Raw genomic sequence first — 18,657 nt, 5'->3', positions numbered from 1 at the left:
CCACTCAGCGCACATGACACAACCCCAGCTCACACCCCGAACTGCCCGCTGGACCTGTGCACCCGGCCTCTCTCAACAAACCCACAACACACCAGGCCAGCAAGCACCCCGCACACCAACAAACCCCCCTCCGAGCGTCACGCGCCCACGACCACTACGGCAGCCTGCGTCCGCCGCACACCCCACCGGACCTGATGGGCGACGCACGGGCACTGCTGCGCAACGGTGACAGCGCGCTGCTGAGCTACGACACCGAGGACATCCGCATCTTCGTACGCTCGCTGACGCCGCCCCCGCGGATGCTGCTGTTCGGCGCGGGAGACTTCGCCGCAGCCCTCACCTCGATCGGACGGACGCTGGGCTACCAGGTCACCGTGTGCGACGCCCGCCAGGTGTTCACCACAGCCGACCGCTTCCCGGACGCCGACGAAGTCGTCGTGGCCCGGCCCGACGCCTACCTGGCCGAAGAGGCGGCGGCCGGGAGGGTGGACGCGCGGTCAGTGATCGTGTCCTTCAGCCATGACCCGAAGTTCGACATCCCCCTGCTGGAGACCGCGCTCGGGCTGGATGTCGAGTATGTGGGCGCGCTGGGTTCGCGTCGCACCCACCAACGCCGCACCGCGGCCCTGCGCGAGGCCGGCGTCACCTCGCCCGCGCTGGGGCGGCTGTCCTCCCCGGTAGGGCTCGACCTCGGCGGGCGCTCCGCCGCGGAGACCGCCGTGTCCATCGCCGCCGAGATCATCGCCACCCGGCACGGAGGCCGCGGAGTGCGCCTGTCCGACCGCGACGGCCCGGTCCACACCATGCGGGCAGCCGGGTGACCGGCGGTCCAGCGGGTCTTTGCCAAGTCTCAGCCGTGGACTGTGCCGGTGCGGGTGGTCTTTCGGCGTGATGGCGTGCGGCGGAAGAACAGCGACACCGTTGCGAGTCCGGCTGCTGGATTCGCCCAGTGACGAGAAGGCGGTTGTGGGTGCGGTCCGGCGGTGAGCGAAGCTACGCCTGCATGGCGCGTCGTGCCATGCAGGCCATCATGCGGACGACCAGGCGCCGTGGCAGGAACTTGCTGGCGAGGGCGAGGGGGCGGGCGTTGGTGATGACTGATGGCGGTGCGGAGCGGCGGTCGAGGGTGTCGAGGGCTGTCCTCACGACGTGGTCGACGGTGGCCCGTTTCGATCCGTAGTCGGCCGACTGGCTGCCGGCGTAGAACTCGGTCTGCACCGCGCCGGGGCACACGGCCAGGACGCGCAGGCCAGTGCCGCGGGTCTCCTCCCACAGCGATCGAAACCACCCCCGAGCACCGGCTCGAGCTGATCACCCTGCTGTTCGGCAACGACTCGCTGCGGATCGGCCACGCCGAGAAGCCGGCTCATCTGAAACCGGTGCCCGTCGTAACCGGGGACGTACTGGTTCGCCCTCGTCGACCTTCGCGGCGGGAGCGATGCCCAACGAGGGCATTGAAGGAGATGAATGGGGCGCCTGGGCCGCGCTGATCGTGTGTCAGAGACGAACGTGGGATCACCGTCCCAGTACGGCTGGCGGTGACGGAGTGCCCGTAGTAGTCGCCGGAGTCACGCCCGGCCGAGGGGAGCGGGAAAGCCGCTCGCAGGGCGAAGGAGCACAGGTGGTACAGACACCGGCGACACCGGGGAGGTACGCGAAATGCAGAGCGCTGACACAGTGCTCGGTGTCTCGCGTGGCCGACCCTACGAAGAAGCGGCGCCGCTAACTCAAGTCCCTTCCCTGGGAGGAGATCCTGCTTCAGGGACGCGCCCGGGGCATCGCCCACGGCCGCTCGGGGATCAGCCGGATCAAGGTCGCCACCGTGAACAGCCTGCTCTTCCCCGGGGCCCGCCAGGCCGTCCAGATCAAGCGCCGGCGCACCGACCGCAAAGCGGCAAGACCACCGTCAAGACGATCCACGCCGTCACCAGCCTGACGCCGAGCAGGCCTCTGCGGCCAGCTCACCGACTCCTCCGCGACTACTGGAAGATCGAGGTCCTGCACCACGTCCGCTACACCACCTTCGCCGAGGACGCCTCCAGCTGCGGACCGGCAACGCTCCCCGCGCACCAGCTGGCGCAGCCTCGCCATCGGAGCCCTCCGCACGGCCGGAGTGAACAACATCGCGGCCGGCCTCCGCCGTAACGCCCGCGACTCTCGCCGCCCCTCGCACTCCTCGGCCTCGGAATGATCAGGAACCGGGCGTCACGCGACGCCGCAGCCCTGCCCTGGGGGGCAAGTGCCCTAAGACATCGTCTCATTTGGTGAGCCTGCGGTAGCAGATGAGGCTGCAGGCGATGGCGGTGAAGGCCAGGAAGTGCTCGGCCTTGCGTTCGTAGCGGCGGTGCAGCCTGCGGCAGCCGCCCAGCCAGGACATCGTGCGCTCGATCGTCCAGCGGTGGCGGCCCAGGCGGGTGGAGGACTCGATGCCCTTGCGGGCGATGCGGTGGTGGATGCCTCGCTTGCGTAGCCATCGGCGCAGGTGGTCGTAGTCGTAGCCCTTGTCCGCGTGCAGCTTGGTGGGTCGTCGCCTGCGCGGGCCGCGGCGGGAGCGGATCGGCGGGATGCCGCGCACGAGCGGTTCGAGTGCCTGGCTGTCGTGCAGGTTCGCGCCGGAGATCCCGATCGAGAGGGGTAAACCGGTCCGCTCGGTGATCAAGTGGATCTTCGATCCCTTCTTGCCCCGGTCTACAGGATTCGGACCTGTCAGGTCCCCCCTTTCAGGGCACGCATGTTCACCGAGTCGATCGCGCACCGCGACCAGTCCAGCTCGCCACGCGAACCCAGCTCGTCAAGGATGAGCCGGTGCAGCTTCGCCCAGACCCGGGCGGCGGACCACTCGGTGAAACGCCGGTGCGCGGTCGGCCCCGAGGGGCCGAAGACCGGCGGCAACTGCCGCCAGGTGCAGCCCGTCACGGCCACGAAGATGATCGCGGCCAGCACCTCGCGATCCCCGTACCGGCGCCGACCGCCGCCCTGTGGCCGCGATGGAGCGGGTGGGACCACCCGCTGAAACAGCTCCCACAACTCATCCGGCACCATGCGCTCGACCATCACCACACAGTGCAGACTACCCAGCACTCCAAATGAGACGACGTCTAAACAATGGATGGTCCTCCGGTAGGCAGGAATGAGTTTGCGTCAGCCGCGGCCGCGGGTTACCGCTTGTTTCCAGCGCGAAGCCAGGCGATGTAGTCAGCGGCAGCGGCGGCGGTGTCGTACTGGGGCTCGAATCCGGTGTCCTCGCGCAGACGCCTGATGTCGAGCCAGCTTACGGGGCGAGCTCCGGCCGAGGGGAGTTCACATTGGAAGCTGGGGGCGACGGACTCGATCGCGGTGATGACGTCGACGTTGCTGGTAGCACGACCGGAGGCGACGTTGTACGTCGAATGGTGCAGTTCATCGGCGAGCTGCAGCAGCGCAAGCGCGCGACCGGTGTCCTTGACGTAGAGCAGGTCGAGCGCGTCCTCGGCGTGCGGCGGCGCGATGAGTCCGGCCAGGTCGGGTTCGCTTTGCTGCGCTGCAGCGTGTGCGAGCGATGGGGCGGCGAAGAACGGGTCGGGCAGGTGCCCGCCGGGCCCCCAGGTGCCGGAGATGCGTGCGTTGACGATGTCTACGTCGGTCTCCTCCGACAGGTGGCCGGCGAGCAGCTCGGTGATCTTCTTGAACGTCGGGATGGGCTGGAAGTGCTCCAGGGAGATCGGCATGTCCTCGGTGAGTGCACCCTGGGATGTGAAGCCGTAGACGCCGATGGTGCTCGCGGTCACGATGCGGCGCACGCCCCATGCCTGCGCGGCGCGGACGATGTTGAGGAATGCTTCCAGCGCCCGCCCGGATGCGTCGATCGGGGCGTCGTTCCTGACCGGCCACGGGAGGGCGACGGCGAGGTGCACGATCCCAGTGATTGGGTACTGCCGGCCGGCGGCGAGCAGGGCGTCGAGGTCGGCGACATCGGCTTGGACGACGTGCACGGGCAGGTCTGCGAGGTGGCGCGGAACCTGCGGGCTGCGGCGCTGGAGGGGGACGCACTCCTCACCCGCCTCAGCGAGTGCGCGGACGGTGTGGGAGCCGATGAAGCCGACCCCTCCGGTGACAAGAATCATGCCGATGCCATTCGTCGTGGTGCTGATCGTCAGCAGTACTGACGATCAGCTTAAGCGTAAGCTGGGACTCATGTCCACCGAAGCGAGCGCCACCGCTGACCCGCACGACGTCCTGGGTTACCTCCTCAAGCACGCCGCCCTCAAGCTCACGGCGCTGACGGATGCAGCGCTCGAACCGTTCGGGATCGACAGCAAGGACTTCGGCGCGCTTCGAGTCCTGGCCCACCGTGAACCGGCATCGCAGCTGCAGGTAGCGCAGACGCTCGGCATCGACCGCACCACGATGGTGGCGTTGTTGGACGTGCTGGAACGGAAGGGCATCGTCACGCGACGACCGGATCCGGCAGACCGGCGCCGGAACGTCGTTGAGCTCACTGACCAGGGGTTGCAGGCCTACGACGCCGCACAGGTAGCGCATGGGGAAGCCGAGAGCGCGTTCCTCGCAGGGATCAGTCCCAGTGCGGCGGATCAACTCCGCCGCACGCTGCGGACCCTGGTGGAGAACTGAACCAGGCTCTGCACGGTCACCGGCGACCCCGCCGGATTCACGTGCTGCAGTCGCCCGCACCCTTGTCTTCGGTGTCCTCAATGCTCAGGAAGCGGACGTCTGTTTGAGGGCGGGTGCCGTGGCAGTTCTTGCTCCCGACATCACAGCCGCACAACTCACCGGAGCGATGGAGGCGGTCCTGCGCGGCGGTCTCGTCGTGGTCCTGAAACCGCTCCGGCCGTCACGGCGAACGCGCGACGAGCAGTCAACTCAAGAGCGGCTCCGCTGTTGTCCAGGCGAAAGCGTGAGATCCTCCCCCTGCGACGTATGCCTCCATCACCACGCGAACAGGGCCCGGTCGACCCGCCGGCGCCGCTCCAGCAGAGAAGGGAAGAACGACCCGGCCCGCACCTTGGGGGTCTACAGGTCCAGGTCGCCGGCCTGCGTGGTCAGCAGCCTGTCCCGGCGGCCGTTGCGCCAGGTGGTGCGTTTCTCGGAGTGTTCGCCCGGGGGCGGCGCCGATGATCTCGGTGGCCTCGGCCTTGATGAGTTCCTGCAGGATGCGCTCGCACAGCACCCTGATCGTCTCAACTCCGTCGGCCGTATGTAGTGACTCCAGCAGCCGCATGAGGTCAGACTGGGACAAGGCCATCGCGCGCTCCTCCGGTCGAACTGCCCGTTCACCAGGGAGACTTACGCGGTGACGGCCTGCTCGTCACGCTCGGCGACCCGCCGCACGGGGACCTGCGGCTCGCCTGCAGCCGTACCGACTCCCTGCGCCGACGTCCCGCAGCGGTCAGACCGCCCCCATCCGCATACCTCACACACCACGGAATACAGTCACCACCCCAATTCCTTCAGGGACTTCGCGGAGATTCACCCGACGAGCCGAAGTCAGTAAAGGGTGCTGAATAGCCCGGTTACCGCGCGGACACAGCTTCTGGGGCTCCTGCGTCGTGATTCGGTGTCGGGGTGGTGTTCTTCGGGCCGCGGGCGAGGATGTAGAGGAACAGGCCGGCCATGACGGCGACGCCTGCCCACATGGCCTGCTGCCAGCCGTCGACGAAGGACTGCTGCGCGGTGTGGATCAGGTCCTGCGCGTGGCTGCCAGTGCCCGGGACTACCTCGATGGCGTTGGCGATGCCTTCGCGTGCGGTGTCCGCAGCTCCCGGGGGGATGCCGTCGAGCTTGTCGTCGATGGCGCTGCGGTATCCGTTGGCCAGGAGCGCGCCGAGCATCGCGACGCCCAGGGCGGTGCCGAATTCGCGGGTGACGTCGTTGAGGGCGGAGGCCACGCCCTGCTTGGCGCGTGGCAGGGAGCTGGTGATGGCCTCGGTGGAGGGCGTCATGGACAGGCCCATTCCGATGCCCATGGCGAACATGCCGGAGAGGATGGACAGGTAGCCGCCGTCGACGGAGACGAACAGGGCCATCAGTGCCAGGCCGAGGGTGGACAGGGCGACGCCCACGGTCATGGTGGAGCGGGCGCCGATCTTGGCGGCGATCTTGGGGGCCAGGCCGGAGGTCATCATCATCATGACGGCCATCGGCATCATCGCCACGGTGGACAGCAGACCCGACCAGCCCAGCACGGCCTGGAAGAACGGGAAGAGCAGGACGGCGATGCCGGCCTGGACGCCGAAGACGACGAGCAGGGTGATCGAGCCGCTGGCCAGGCCGCGCTCACGGAAGAGACGTACGTCCAGCAGGGATGCGTCGCGGCGGTGCAGTTCCCAGGCCACGAAGGCGATGGCGGCGACGACGCCGACGGCCAGGCTGATCAGGGTGACGGGGTCGGTCCAGCCGCGCTCGGGGCCTTCCTGCAGGACGAAGATGACGCCGATGACGGCGATGGTGGACACCAGTGCACCGATGGTGTCGAAGGAATGGGTGGAGCGTTCGCGGGAGTTGGGCACCGACTTCAGCGTCATCGCCAGCGCGACGACGACCAGGACCACGGGCAGCACGAACAGCCAGCGCCAGTCCGCGACGTCGACCAGCAGGGCGGAGAGGAACATGCCCAGGATGCCGCCGCCTCCGGCGACGCCGGTCCATACGCCGATCGCTTTGCCTCGTTCCTCCTCGGGGAACGTGGAGGTGATGACGGCCAGCGTGATCGGCATGATCATCGCGGCGCTGATGCCCGCGGCAACGCGGGCGCCGATCATCACCGCGGCCGACGGGGCGAGGCCCGCGACGACGCTGGCCGCGCCGAAGATGATCAGTCCGGTGATCAGCATGGGCTTTCGGCCCAGCCGGTCACCGATCGCGCCGAGCGGCAGCAGCAGGGCGGCCAGGGCCAGGGTGTAGATATTGATGATCCACAGGACGGTGGTCTGCGAGGCACTGAACTCGACGGCCATATGGGTCTGGGCGACGTTCAGGCCGGACACCGAGGCGATGACGGCCATCAGCGCGATCGAGACGGTGATTAGGATCGCGCGGAGCTGACGCGCATCCGGCGTACCCTCGCCGCTTACTGGTGCGGCCGCCGCCTGGGGAGGCAGGTTGCTACTCATTGTTTCCTCTCAAGAGGGGCATGCGGAATCAGCGCCGGAGCAGGGCCGGTCGCCAAGGGGTGGTGAAGCAGGAGGTCTGTTCACCGCGCGGACTGCAGGTGTGCGGTCGCGCGGTTCAGCCACGGCGGCTGGGGTGTCAGGCGGGGGCGTTCTCGGCCTGTGCTGCGGCGAGGGCCGCGTCGGTGTCGGCGGTGGCCAGGAGGGCGTTGATGTGGGATCCGGCCAGGGCACCGGCCGCGGCGGACGCACCGACCTGCGCGGTGAGGTCGGTGGCGTTTCCGGCCACCCACACGCCCGGAACGTCGGTGGTGCCGGCCATTGCGGAGGCGAAGCGGCGGCCCGTGTTGTCGGGCAGGTCTTCCATCGGCAGCTTCAGCCCGTCCAGGCCCTCGGTGCGGGCCTGCAGCTGCGTCGCCACCGCGATGACCCGCCGTTCCACGAATGTGCCGTCGACCAGGCGCAGGCCGGCCAGAGCGCCGCCCTCGTCGTTGACGACTTCCTGCACCTCGATCTCGACGTTGCGGATGTTGCGGGCGGCGAACCGGGCGCGCGCGTCCTCGTCCAGGACGGTGCCGTTGGTGAAGTAGACCAGGTCGTCGGTGAGCTGACGGAACAGCAGTGCGTGGTGGAGGGAGGCGGGGCCGGTTGCGAGGAGGCCGATGGGCTTGTCACGGACCTCCCAGCCGTGGCAGTAGGGGCAGTGCACAACGCTGCGGCCCCAGTGCTCGGCCAGGCCCGGAACCTCGGGCAGGACGTCGCGCAGGCCGGTGGCCACCAGGACGCGGCGCGCGGTGAGCGTGCGGCCGTCGGCCAGGGTGACGGTGAACCGCAGATCACCGTCGGCCGTGGGGGCGGCGGGCTCGGTGGCGGCCACTTCGCCGAAGACGATCTGGCCGCCGTACTGGCGTACCTGCTGGCGTCCGCGCTTGAGGATCTCGGGCGGCGGGGTGCCGTCCAGGACGATGAAGCCGTGCATCGCTGCGGCGGGCGCGTTGCGCGGGGTGCCGTTGTCGATCACGACGACCGAGCGGCGCGAGCGGGCGAGCATGAGCGCGCCGTTCAGGCCCGCGGCGCCGCCGCCGATCACCACCACGTCCACGGTCTCGGCGGGCAGGGTGTCGCTCTCGTAGCGGGAAGTCTGCGCAGACATGTCGCGCCCTTTCGTCGTACGTGGCCCCCGTGCTGGACCATCTGTATTCGACGTTAAGCCCGCATTGCAGTGAAGGCATAACATATTGCCTATGACGCAAGAAGATGGGCAGCTGGACAGCCTCGTACGCAAACGGATCCGCGCCCTGCGGGTCGCACAGGGCTGGTCCCTGGAGGAACTGGCCACCCGCGCCAACCTCAGTCAGTCCTCGCTCAGCCGCATCGAGAACGGTCAGCGCCGCCTCGCCCTCGACCAGCTCGTCACCCTCGCCCGCGCCCTGGACACCACCCTGGACCAGCTCGTGGAGAACGCCGCCGACGACGTCGTCATCAGCCCGATGATCGACGGCACCCACGGCCTGATGCGCTGGCCCATAAAGGGCGTCCCCGGCATGAGCGTCATGCGTCAACGGATGACCGAACCGCCACCCGACAATCCCGCCCGCATGCGCGCCCACCCCGGCCGCGAATGGCTGGTGGTCCTGTCCGGTACGGCAATCCTGATGCTCGGCCACCGCCGGTTCCGCATCGAGACCAATCAGGCCGCCGAGTTCCCCACCATGATGCCGCACGCGATCGGCGCCGAGGGCGGGCCGTGCGAGATCATGGGCATCTTCGACCGCGACGCTCGCCGCGGCCACCAACGCGACACCGACGAGTCCGGCGACTGCGACAGCGCACAGGGCCCCTGCGAGTAGCGCCCGTGTGAGAACGGTGGTGTGCTGCCAGAAGAGAGGGGATTTTGCGTGGCAGGCAGCACACCGAGCGACCTCTTTGCGTATTGCGCAAGCAGTCGTGCGATTCGCGCATGAGGTGCTTACGGTGGTGCCATGACCCCAGCTCACGGCCACACCCCTCACCATGGCGGCTCGCACGGCCACCACCCAGAGCACGACGACAGCGGCCAGGCGGAGATCCTTGACCTGGACGCCGAGGTGCTCGCCGAGCACATCGCGTCCATCACCGCCTGGCTCCCGCTGAAGTCCGAGCCGCGCCAGATCGTGGACCTGGGCTGCGGCACCGGTGCGGGCACCTTTGCCCTCCTTGAACGCTTCCCCGACGCACTCGTCACCGCCGTCGACGCCTCCGCCGGCCACCTGCAGCTCCTGCGCGAGAAGGCATACGCCCGCGGCATGCAGGACCGTGTGCGCACCGTGCAGGCCGACCTCAACACCGACCACTGGCCCGACCTCGGCACACCAGGCCTGGTGTGGGCCTCCGCTTCCATGCATCACATGGCCCGCCCCGACCGCGCACTGGCCGACGTCCACGAACTGCTCGCGCCGGGCGGCCTGTTCGCCGTCGTGGAATTGGACGGTTTCCCCCGCTTCCTGCCCGCACACGCGCCCGAGGGCCGGCCTGGGCTCGAAGAGCGCGCCCATGCCGCAACCGACAGCTTTCACGCCGAACACGTACCCCACCGCGGTGCCGACTGGGGGCCGATGCTGACCGCCGCAGGGTTCACCGTCGAGGACGAGCGCACCATCACCGTGAGCGTCGAAGGCAACCGCAGTCAGGCCATCGGCCTCTACGCCCACGCCAGCCTGCAGCGCATCCGCGGCGCCGCCGCACCTGCCCTGAGCCCGGAAGACCTCGTCGCACTCGACGAACTCCTGGATGTCGACAGCCCACACAGCATCCTGCGCCGAAGCGACCTCGCGGTCCGCACCGAGCGCACCGTCTGGGCAGCCCGCCGCGCCTGAACCCGGGCCGCCCTGTTGTCTGTCGGGCAGCGCCGACAGCCAGTTACTTGCCTCATACGCAACCACTGCCGCGCACCCGCGTGCGTGTCGTCGGCTGAGCAACCATGCCGGCGCACGCCTCGCGCGGCGCTACCGCCGCGCACCCACGGCGCGGTGGAGAGGATGGGAGTACCTCCATGACTGCACCTCAGGTTCCCGCCGACCACGAAGCCTGGCGCCGGGGCCGGTGGGAAGAGATCGCCGGAACGAACGGGAAGGGCACGGTCATCGCCAAGGCCAAGATCAACGGCCGCGATCCGCACACCTTGCCCGGCCTGCCCGGCCAGTGGACCACCACAGAAACGGGTGCGCTGACAGTGGCCGCCAAGGCCGAGGACGGCGTGCGCGCCAACGGCGAGGCCGTCGACGGAACCACGGAAGTGCCCTCCGGCAGCGTTCTGGAATTCCCCGGCAACCTGAACGGCTTCGCGGGCGGCGCCGATGGGTTCTATGGCGTCATCGTCATGGATCAAAGCCGGGTCGAACGCTCCGGCCTCAGCGGCATCGACCGCTTCCCGTATAACCCGGATTGGGTTTTCGAAGGCCACTACCGGGCTGCGCCGGAAGGGCGGCGTATCGAGGTGGAACGACTGACCGCCCCGCGGAGCACGGAGGCCATCCTCGCTCCCCTCGACCTGGTCGTGACCGTGCACGGCACCGAATACGTCCTCGCCGTTCTTGAGGAGTCTCCCGGGCAGCGCCTGGTGATCTTCACCGACGAGACCAGCGGGGACTCCACCCCGCAGATCGGCCGCTGGCTGGTGCTGCCGCTGCTGGAGCCCGGCAGCGCCGTGACCGTGGACTTCAACCAGGCCACGCTCTCGCACCACCACCTGAACCCGGACGTCTTTGTCTGCCCCCTCTCGCCACCCGGCAACCACCTGCCCATGCGCATCGAGGTCGGCGAGCGCGCCCTGATCCACTCCGCCACCGGCCAGAGCTGACCTGCCCCAACCCCCTTTTCCACTGTTACCCGTAGCCCGTACAGGAAGAAGACCAGCATGAGTCAGGACCTCAAGGACAAGGCCGTCGCCTACCTCCGCGCACTCGAGTCGCGCGACTGGAAGGCCGCCCGTGCGCTCTGCGCCGAAACCGCCACCGTGTGGCACAACGATGGCAAGGGCGAGCAGTCCATCGAGGAGAACGTCGCGGGAATGGAGGGCCAGATCGAGTCCATCGAGTCGATGCGCTATGAGATCCTCCGCCAGCTCTCTCAGCGCGGCGAAGTTCTTCAGCAGCACTTGGTGCACGTCGCCACAAAGAACGGGATGCGCGGCGAGGTGCACGCCGCCGTCTTCTTCGGCTTCAACGACGCCGGAGCGATCACCCGCATCGAGGAGTACGCCAACTTCATCCCCGTCGGCCAGGACAGCTGAGAGCCGAGGGCGGGCCCTGCTCACCGCCGGCAGACCCGTGGACGGGCCGGCTGACGGAGAGGGGCCCGCCGCCCGGTGAGGGAAGTAGCTGGCGAGAGGCACCTTTCGTTCTCAGCCGCGGCCAGCACTGCTGCGAGTTCGGGCGAGGAACTGCAACTTGATACGTCGATGATCCAACGACGTCACCGCGCGCAGTCCTGCGTGAGGGCAGGCACTCGGCACATTGGCAGTTCCCAGTGTCAACAACGCTCGCGATCAATACATCTAGCACGACACAACGGATCCCGAGGTCGTCGTTGCCAAGTTCGTCCAGGACGGGGCGGGCCCTGACCCCGACGAGCGCCTCGAGATGGCCGCCTGCTTCGCCGGACGGGTCCGCGATGGCCACGTCATCGACGCACACGACTATCTCGACCGGCCCCCGCCCGGCATCGGACAAGCCCTCGTCCCGAACCTGACCACGTCGAGCACACACCGACACCTGAGAGAGGAACAGCACATACCTGCGTACACCGCCGACCCCAACGAGACCACGGCCGTCCGCCGCAAGCGCGGCGAGGATATCGTGGAGACACTGAGAGGGGGCGGCGCCCCCTCGCTGGACGCACTCGACCGCGACTTCCCCTTCCTGGCCAACGCTGTCAACGCCTCCGCGGTGGGTGAGCTCTTGGCCCGGGATGTCCTCGACGTCCGCACTCGCCAGCTCGCGCTCCTCGCAGCCTTCGCGGCCCTCGGCCTCGGCGACTTCATCAAGATCCATGGAGGGTACGCCCTCAACGCGGGGGCCACCGAGGACGAGCCGAAGGAGGTCGTCTACCTCACCACCATTCCCGGCGGCTTCCCTCGCGCGATCCAGGCATCACAGGCAGTGGCGGAACTCCTCGCCTCCCGCCGGGCCGACTGAGGACCTGTAGGACCCGCCGGTACGGTCGGCGGACCTCGTTGGTAGGCGCTGCGTCGGGCTGTTGCCTGGTGGTGTCTGCGCCAGGTGGGCCAATGCAGCAGCATGGCGGCAGAACGGGCCAGTGGGTCGAAAACGGCGGCGAGTAGTACTTCTCAAGGGGTCACGCTGGACACTTTCGGCACCATCCAGCACCGGCTACAACACGAGGGTGCGATTGGCCCCAGTACTTGACGATTCCTTGACGATTTTCGATAGCAAGCCCGATACGCTCCCAGCTGACCGGTTAACAATTGTAGCCTTCTGCATGGAATGCTCACCGGATTCCGCTAGCGCACTGTGACCCACCATCTGGTCTGACACCGATCCCGAACCGTACTGATACCTACCCTCATCACGACACCTTTCTGCATCGACCTTCGCCGCGCCACACGCATCGCTTAGCGCGTAAACATTCAGCCAAAGTGGGGACCTTGCGTGGCGTGGTGCTCCTGCGACACTAAATGATGCCGCGTCAACGTCGTGCCCCCAGGCATACGCCATGCAGTGAGCTCGGCCGAGGCCGCCACCCCGGCCGCCCGCCCAGCGTTAAGCGCGCACTCGGCGGATCGGAATTGTGAAATCTCCATCGACACCGACTGCTGTGCGAGAAAGGAAAATTCGAGTGTCCACAAAGGCTTCCGTCTCCCAGTCCCTGCGTGCCGGGCTCTCAGCTTTGATGTTGACCCGGCTGTTGTCCGTCGGCGCGATGCCAGCAACAGCAGCCCCTGCACGCGTAATACCGAGGGGTGTGCTTACCTCATTGGTCAGTCTCGCTGCCGAGCGGATCCTGCTCGCTGACAAGGTTGCCGCCGCCAAGTTCGGCACCGCCGCGCCAATTGAAGATCCAGTACGGGAACAGCAGGTACTAGACCAGGCCGCAGCACTCGCCGCCGACGCCGGTATCGACCCCGAAAAAACTGTGGACTTCTTTCGAGCGCAGATAGAAATGAGCAAGGTAGTACAGCAGAGACTCCACAACCTTTGGACTGAACACACGGAACTGGCGCCAACTCAGCGGCCCGATCTGGCCACTGAGGTGCGTCCCGCGCTAGACCGGATCACCGTCGAGTTCATCGATCAACTGGCCGGCACGGAGGATCTGCGCAACTCCACTCTGCGCTGCAAGGCCTTGCTGATCCTTGCCAAGGAGAAAGCCAACCGCCAATACGGGCTCGACCGGTTGCATGACCGTGCCCTGTGGGGAGCAATCAAGCCGGTATGCGCTTGATCCCCTTGTGATCGCCTCGCTAAACTTCAAGTGACTCGCGTCCCTTTAGACCGTGTCCTACGTGGTGAGGCGGACGAGCCGCTTGTAGCAGCACAGTGCCGCGGCGAGTCCGAGAAATGCGAGGTAGTTGCGGGAATGGCACTCGTAACGCGGGCTGAGTCTGCGATAGCCGGACAGCCAGGAGATGGTCCGCTCGATCACCCACCTCCGACGCCCTAATCGCTGACTGGACTCGATGCCCTTGCGGGCGATGCGCACGCCAATCCGCTTGCCGCGCAGCCATTTGCGCAGATCAGGACGGTCGTATGCCTCGTCCGCATGCAGGCGCTGAGGCTTGAAGTACCGGCCGCGGTGAGGGTCGTGTTTCGTTTGGTGACCGCCACCATGGGCTTCAGCCCTTCGCTGTCGTGGACGTTGGCGGCCGAGACTCCGACGACCAGGGGCAGTCCGTTCGCGTCCGACAGGATGTGCATCTTGGAACCCGGCTTGCCCCGGTCCACGGGGCTCGGGCCTGTGCCGGTGCCGGACCTGGTCCGGCGGGACTTCACCGCCGACGCTCTGGACGATAAGTGGTGCGGAGACATCACATACGTGCAGGTCGGAGCCACGTGGCTCTACCTCGCCTGCGTCATCGACATCCGTTCCCGCCGAGTGCTCGGCTGGTCGATGGCCCCGCGGCATGCGGGCCGAACTCGTCATCGACGCGATCCAGAACGCGGTCGCGGCCCGTGGCGGAAATGCCGCGGGGGTGATCTGCCACGCGGACCGCGGATCGCAATACACCTCCGCCGCGTTCGCCCAAGTCTGCGACCGGTACGGCGTCCGCAGGAGCATGGGCAGGGTCGACTCGAGCTGTGACAACGCCCTGGCCGAGAGTTGCCGCTTCCTGAACCGTCTCGCAGGCCACTTCGACCACAAGGTGCACCTCGTCGTGTACGGCCACTCCGCGCATCGCTCCCGCAAGTGCGCCACGCGGTGTTGCGGCACTTCGCCGACATCGGAACAGCACCCGGATCGGACGTACTGAAACCGGTCACCGTACACGCGGGCCGGACGACCTGGGAGGCGCTGGCCCAGCGAAGCCCGCTCAAATGCCAGGGACGTCTCCACCCGGTGGGGCGGACTGTGCTTCCCTCGCCTCCAGCGTCGCCAAGAGTTCGTCCGACATCAGCGGTCGGCTGAAGTCCAATAGGTCCTGGGTCAGCGGAGTCGGCCGCAGCGTGCCGGCATCGAGGTTCACCATTCCTCGCGTTCCGCTGGCATGGACGGTCGCGCGGTCGGCAGACAGAATGACGAACTTATACGTGAAACTTGTGCGCCCCACGTGCTCGAGCCAGAACTGCACCTGGATCTCCCCGAGCCTGGTGATGGGGGCGTCATAGGTCAGTTGCATGGACCGGACGACCTGAATCATCTCGATGGGAGATCCCGACGCACGGCCAAAGGGGAAACCCTTGCGAGTCAGGTAACTATTGAAGGCCCGTTCGAAGAGGAAGGGATACTTGTTGTGATGGACCATGCCGTACGCATCAAGGTCTTCGAAGTGCACGGAAACCGCTTCGTACGTACCCACGGGAGCCTTGCTGTTGGCCGAAGTCATCCTGGATCCGATTCTGACAAATCGTTGAGTGGATCTGGCGCTCGTTACGCACACTCTGTATGAGGGCCGCGATCCTGTCCCCGTCGGCTCGGTGTCGGCGGGGAGCGATGCAGTTGCCGACGACGCGCGACCAACCCGTCCCGTTACAACGATACCAGCCGAGAAACGGTTCATTGAGTCCTTGCATCTCTTCTCTAAGCTGGCGCGATGCAGGCAGAGGGTGACCGTTCTCGGCCAACTCGAGGACGGCGGCTTGCAGTCGGGCAGTCCTTGGTCCGCAGCCTGCGCCAACGATGACCAAGTCCGGCTCCTGCCGGCTCCTGCTCGAGCGGCTTGTGGAGACGATCACCTAAGTGTGCCATCTCATGACATTGGTTCCTCGCTGTCAGGCTTGGCGGGCGTAGGACGCCAGGCGTTGGGCGAGCGCGATGACGAGGTTGCGCAGTTCATCGGGCGCTCGATGACGAACGGACGGTCGAGTGAGGCGAGTAGCGGAGGCAACCAGTCGAGCCGCTCCGACCGTAGCTGGACGCGCAGCCGGCGCTCGGTCGCCCGGTCTTTGTCTGCCATGGGCGCGTGCTCCTCCAGGCTCGCGACGCCGGCGGCAAGGTGGGCGCGGATCTGCTGAACTGTCCCGTGGATCCGTAAGGTCACCTCGTGTCGGTACTCAGCCGTGACGAACCCTGACAACACGCGCCGTGCCGGATCGGGACCCACGGGCGCCTCGAATGAGCCGGGCGGGGTCCGTGCGTCTGTGATGCGAGGGCGGTGAGGCACCTGACATCATCCACGACGCCTCCGACGACCTCGCGGACTTCGCGTACGGCGGCTACCTCGCCGACCTGACCGAACTGCTGCCCGAGCGGCTCAGGTCGGACATCCCGCAACGCGGTTGGGACACGGCGATCTTCGGTGACGGCATCTACGGTGTGCCGTTCCTCCAGAAGCCGCGCGTGCTCATCGCCAACAAGAAATGGCTGAAGGACTCCGGCGTACGCGTCCCGACACCCGAACGGCCTTGGAGCTGTGGGGAGTTCCGGCGCTCACCGATCAACTCAGCGGCGACGGGAAGTACGGCGTGGCCTGGCCGCTCAAGGAGCCCGTGTCCGCGACCCTCAACCTGTCGCTGTCGGCGGGCGGACAGCTCTTCCACCGCGGCGAGGACGGCAAGGTGACGATCCGGTTCGAGGCGGCCGACCACACCGTGCCGCGCACCATCCACGACCAGGCGAACACCGACCACAGCGCCTCGCCCACCACCCTCGGCAGCGGCGGCTCGGACACCCTGCCCGGCTTCTTCGGCGGCAAGTACGCGATGGTCCCGCACCAGCGCTGAGCCCTCAGCTCAGGGAACGGCGGGGCCGGTGACGTACCGTCCCTCGTCGTCGTACGGCCAGACGTTGGGCACGCAGCCGTGCATGTCCTTGATCTGCTGCATCATCGCGGGAGCCGGCTTGCCGGGGCCGGGGCGGGTGACATGACCGTGCCCGAGGAAATGGCCGACCTCGGCCGGTGAACGGCGCGGCATCTGCGAAGCCCTGGTCGCCATGAGCGCTTCCGGACGCTTCGGCACCGGACCCGTCTGCGATGAGATCCAGCAAATCCTGGGGATGGTGCTCCAGGCCGGTGCTGAAGCAGGAGAACTGCGCAGCGACATCGATCCGGTCGACGTCGGCGGGATCCTCACCGGCGTGCTCTCCGTGGCCGGCGCGCCCGAGCAGCGCGCCCAACTCGACCGCATGCTCACCGTCGTCGTCGACGGGCTGAAGCCGCGCCAGGACGATCGAGGGCGTGCCTAGTACACCAGTTGCAGTTCGCTATTTCTGCTGGTCAGGGGCGTGTTCGTGAGTGTAGTTGGCTGATGCACCGTCCAGCGTATGGAAGAACTTCCACACCAGTACGCCGTGTTCGAACCCCGGGCTGTGCATGGAGGTGATGGCGGGGTCGGCATATGTGCTGTAGCCGAATCTGGTGACCGAGAAGTCGTCGGTGATGTGCTGCCCTACGGCCGCTGGCTTCGGCCTGCTTCCGAAGGGCCGCGTTCCCTCGGCGGCACGGTCCGGCCGCCCAGGGACTGCGGCCCCGAGGCGGACTGCGAGCCGTGAAGGACCTACTCGCCTACGACTGCTCGGCACAAAGGCCGTCGTCCGCGCAAGGACCCGGCCACTCGGGCTCCAAAGCCGCTCCTACCTTCGCCGAATGCGCGGCGCATGGTCAGGCCGCGCCCGCAGGCGGTCAGGAGGTCAGGAGGTCAGCTCGACGGTGCGCGGCCGGTCTGGAGAGGGGCGCAGGATGCCGGCCGCGACCGCGGCGGTCGCGCAGAACAGGGTGAGCAGCAGGAAGGTGTGATTGAGAGCCATGAGATGGGTCATCCAGCCGATGACGGCGGGGCCCGCGAGCATGCCGATGTAGCCGAGTCCGGCGACTCGGGAGACGTTGGTGCCCGCGGCTGTGGGGTCGGCGTGTCCGGCGGCGCTGAACAGTTGCGGGATGCAGCCGGACAGGCCCAGACCGAACAGCGCCCAGCCGGTCAGCGCCGCCCAGATCCAGGGCGAGAGGGCTACGACCGTGATGCCGACGGCGGCCAGGGCCGCGCCGTACCTCAGGACGGCGACCGGACCGAACCGCGCGGATATCCGGTCCGCCAGGAGCCGGCCGATGGTCATGGTGGCCGCGTAGGTCCCATAGGCGAAAGCGGCGGTGCTCTCCGGCGCGTCCAAGACGGTCTTGAGGTGCAGGACGCTCCAGTCGTTGGCGGCTCCCTCACACAGCATGACCAGCAGAGCCAGGACGGCCAGGAGCCAGATCCGGGCGGGAACAGCGCGCTTCTTCACCTCAGGCTCACCCTCCGCATCGGGTGCGGGGACGGTCGACCCGGTGGGCAGAAGACCACGAGCTGACGCCAGAGCGATGATGACGCCGGCGCCTGCGGCGGTGCCCAACGTCGTGGCCGGGTCCCAGCCGATGCCGATGGCCGCGGCACCGGCGAGCGCGGCCAGGACACCGCCGACGGAGAACGTGGCGTGGAAGGCCGACATGACAGGCCGCTCGTACGCCCTCTCCACCTGCACCGCATGCGCGTTCATGCTGACGTCGAGGGTGCCGTTCCCGAATCCGAAGAGCAGTAGGGCAGCTCCGAGGGCCCACGGTTCCTGGGCGAGACCGGGCAGTACCAGGGTCGCGCTGCACAGCACTCCGGCCACGGGAACGACGGTGCGTGTACCGAGCCGGTCGGACAGCCGCCCGCCGAACTGCATGCCGGCGAAGGCCCCGGCCCCCAACAGCACAAGGAACCCGCCCAGGGCCGCATGGCTGATGCCCACGCGTTCCTCGATGGCCGGAATCTGCACGACCCACATACCCAGCAACATGCCATTGAGTACGAAATAGACAAATGTCACGATGCGAGATGCGCGCAGGGCTCTTTCCATGCGGACACCATAACGAACAACCGATCTGTTCGAAACCCGGCGCCTCAACCATCTGTGATGTTCGAAGCGGGTGGTGTTG

At 67.5% G+C, this 18,657-nt stretch carries 17 protein-coding genes and 4 pseudogenes; 11 read left to right on the top strand and 10 right to left on the bottom strand.

What is annotated here, in order from left to right; translation table 11 throughout:
• Positions 1-194: 194 nt before the first annotated feature.
• Positions 195-821 carry an XdhC family protein gene (locus tag ACIBL4_RS38115; RefSeq protein WP_399416386.1) on the top strand — a complete coding sequence of 209 codons (627 nt, stop codon included), beginning with the start codon at positions 195-197 and terminating at the stop codon, positions 819-821.
• A gap of 172 nt (positions 822-993) precedes the next feature.
• Here the strand turns inward: ACIBL4_RS38115 and ACIBL4_RS38110 are convergent, their stop codons facing one another.
• The 3 genes from ACIBL4_RS38110 to ACIBL4_RS38100 all read right to left on the bottom strand — a co-directional run bounded on the left by ACIBL4_RS38110 (position 994) and on the right by ACIBL4_RS38100 (position 4,103).
• On the bottom strand, positions 994-1,218 hold the full coding sequence (locus tag ACIBL4_RS38110) for a hypothetical protein (RefSeq protein WP_399416385.1): 225 nt from the start codon (positions 1,216-1,218) through the stop codon (positions 994-996).
• 1,039 nt (positions 1,219-2,257) lie between these two features.
• Positions 2,258-3,054, bottom strand: a protein-coding gene (locus ACIBL4_RS38105; RefSeq protein ID WP_399416383.1) for an IS5 family transposase whose coding sequence is annotated in 2 segments (ribosomal slippage) — positions 2,258-2,716 and positions 2,719-3,054 — 795 coding nt in all. Because the reading frame shifts where the segments join, the coding sequence is not laid out codon by codon here.
• A gap of 104 nt (positions 3,055-3,158) precedes the next feature.
• Entirely contained in the window at positions 3,159-4,103 is a 945-nt protein-coding gene (locus ACIBL4_RS38100) for an NAD-dependent epimerase/dehydratase family protein (RefSeq protein WP_399416382.1), read from the bottom strand.
• A gap of 4 nt (positions 4,104-4,107) precedes the next feature.
• On the opposite strand from ACIBL4_RS38100, the gene ACIBL4_RS38095 reads away from it, so the two are divergent.
• The gene (locus ACIBL4_RS38095; protein WP_399416381.1) at positions 4,108-4,611 is read left to right on the top strand and encodes a MarR family winged helix-turn-helix transcriptional regulator; all 504 of its coding nucleotides are present in this window, start codon (positions 4,108-4,110) and stop codon (positions 4,609-4,611) included.
• An 899-nt stretch (positions 4,612-5,510) separates the two neighbouring features.
• Here the strand turns inward: ACIBL4_RS38095 and ACIBL4_RS38090 are convergent.
• Positions 5,511-7,109 (bottom strand): MFS transporter, encoded by a 1,599-nt coding sequence (locus ACIBL4_RS38090; protein ID WP_399416380.1) that lies wholly within the window; start codon positions 7,107-7,109, stop codon positions 5,511-5,513.
• A 136-nt stretch (positions 7,110-7,245) separates the two neighbouring features.
• Complete coding sequence (locus tag ACIBL4_RS38085; RefSeq protein ID WP_399416379.1) at positions 7,246-8,259, bottom strand: NAD(P)/FAD-dependent oxidoreductase; 1,014 nt, start codon at positions 8,257-8,259, stop codon at positions 7,246-7,248.
• Positions 8,260-8,350: 91 nt separating this feature from the next.
• Here ACIBL4_RS38085 and ACIBL4_RS38080 point away from each other — a divergent pair, with 91 nt between their 5' ends.
• The 6 genes from ACIBL4_RS38080 to aroQ all read left to right on the top strand — a co-directional run bounded on the left by ACIBL4_RS38080 (position 8,351) and on the right by aroQ (position 13,547).
• The gene (locus ACIBL4_RS38080) at positions 8,351-8,956 is read left to right on the top strand and encodes a helix-turn-helix domain-containing protein (protein WP_399416378.1); all 606 of its coding nucleotides are present in this window, start codon (positions 8,351-8,353) and stop codon (positions 8,954-8,956) included.
• A 132-nt stretch (positions 8,957-9,088) separates the two neighbouring features.
• Positions 9,089-9,961: a class I SAM-dependent methyltransferase gene (locus ACIBL4_RS38075; protein WP_399416377.1), complete on the top strand. Its 873-nt coding sequence runs from the start codon at positions 9,089-9,091 to the stop codon at positions 9,959-9,961.
• Between the two features lie 176 nt (positions 9,962-10,137).
• Positions 10,138-10,944 carry a DUF1684 domain-containing protein gene (locus tag ACIBL4_RS38070; RefSeq protein ID WP_399416376.1) on the top strand — a complete coding sequence of 269 codons (807 nt, stop codon included), beginning with the start codon at positions 10,138-10,140 and terminating at the stop codon, positions 10,942-10,944.
• A gap of 57 nt (positions 10,945-11,001) precedes the next feature.
• Entirely contained in the window at positions 11,002-11,376 is a 375-nt protein-coding gene (locus ACIBL4_RS38065; protein WP_399416375.1) for a nuclear transport factor 2 family protein, read from the top strand.
• A 349-nt stretch (positions 11,377-11,725) separates the two neighbouring features.
• Entirely contained in the window at positions 11,726-12,280 is a 555-nt protein-coding gene (locus tag ACIBL4_RS38060) for a carboxymuconolactone decarboxylase family protein (protein ID WP_399416374.1), read from the top strand.
• Positions 12,281-13,079: 799 nt separating this feature from the next.
• Positions 13,080-13,547, top strand: a complete 468-nt coding sequence (aroQ, locus tag ACIBL4_RS38055) for a gamma subclass chorismate mutase AroQ (RefSeq protein ID WP_399416372.1) — start codon at positions 13,080-13,082, stop codon at positions 13,545-13,547.
• 57 nt (positions 13,548-13,604) lie between these two features.
• Here aroQ and ACIBL4_RS38050 read toward each other — a convergent pair.
• Positions 13,605-14,071, bottom strand: a pseudogene (locus tag ACIBL4_RS38050) (IS5 family transposase); the annotation flags it as partial.
• Between ACIBL4_RS38050 and ACIBL4_RS38045 the strand changes: the two are divergent.
• Positions 14,067-14,424, top strand: a pseudogene (locus tag ACIBL4_RS38045) (DDE-type integrase/transposase/recombinase); the annotation flags it as partial. The pseudogenes ACIBL4_RS38050 and ACIBL4_RS38045 sit on opposite strands and share 5 nt — an antisense overlap.
• Before the next feature lie 210 nt (positions 14,425-14,634).
• Here the strand turns inward: ACIBL4_RS38045 and ACIBL4_RS38040 are convergent.
• Together ACIBL4_RS38040 and ACIBL4_RS38035 are read right to left on the bottom strand one after the other, a co-directional pair.
• Positions 14,635-15,096 carry an acyl-CoA thioesterase gene (locus tag ACIBL4_RS38040; RefSeq protein ID WP_399416371.1) on the bottom strand — a complete coding sequence of 154 codons (462 nt, stop codon included), beginning with the start codon at positions 15,094-15,096 and terminating at the stop codon, positions 14,635-14,637.
• A 436-nt stretch (positions 15,097-15,532) separates the two neighbouring features.
• Positions 15,533-15,909: pseudogene (locus ACIBL4_RS38035) on the bottom strand (WYL domain-containing protein); the annotation flags it as partial.
• On the opposite strand from ACIBL4_RS38035, the pseudogene ACIBL4_RS38030 reads away from it, so the two are divergent.
• Positions 15,909-16,471, top strand: a pseudogene (locus ACIBL4_RS38030) (ABC transporter substrate-binding protein); the annotation flags it as partial. The pseudogenes ACIBL4_RS38035 and ACIBL4_RS38030 sit on opposite strands and share 1 nt — an antisense overlap.
• A 21-nt stretch (positions 16,472-16,492) precedes the next feature.
• Here ACIBL4_RS38030 and ACIBL4_RS38025 read toward each other — a convergent pair.
• A complete protein-coding gene (locus ACIBL4_RS38025; RefSeq protein WP_399416427.1) occupies positions 16,493-16,696 on the bottom strand; it encodes a hypothetical protein in 204 nt (67 codons plus the stop codon).
• On the opposite strand from ACIBL4_RS38025, the gene ACIBL4_RS38020 reads away from it, so the two are divergent.
• The gene (locus ACIBL4_RS38020) at positions 16,695-16,946 is read left to right on the top strand and encodes a hypothetical protein (RefSeq protein ID WP_399416370.1); all 252 of its coding nucleotides are present in this window, start codon (positions 16,695-16,697) and stop codon (positions 16,944-16,946) included. The two genes, ACIBL4_RS38025 and ACIBL4_RS38020, sit on opposite strands and share 2 nt — an antisense overlap.
• 444 nt (positions 16,947-17,390) lie before the next feature.
• Here ACIBL4_RS38020 and ACIBL4_RS38015 read toward each other — a convergent pair whose 3' ends face one another.
• Complete coding sequence (locus ACIBL4_RS38015; protein ID WP_399416369.1) at positions 17,391-18,518, bottom strand: MFS transporter; 1,128 nt, start codon at positions 18,516-18,518, stop codon at positions 17,391-17,393.
• Between the last annotated feature and the right edge of the window lie 139 nt (positions 18,519-18,657).

The organism is Streptomyces sp. NPDC050416 (genome assembly GCF_044458845.1).
In the GTDB taxonomy this organism is placed as follows: domain Bacteria; phylum Actinomycetota; class Actinomycetes; order Streptomycetales; family Streptomycetaceae; genus Streptomyces.
This window is presented reverse-complemented; position numbering and strand designations above follow the sequence as displayed.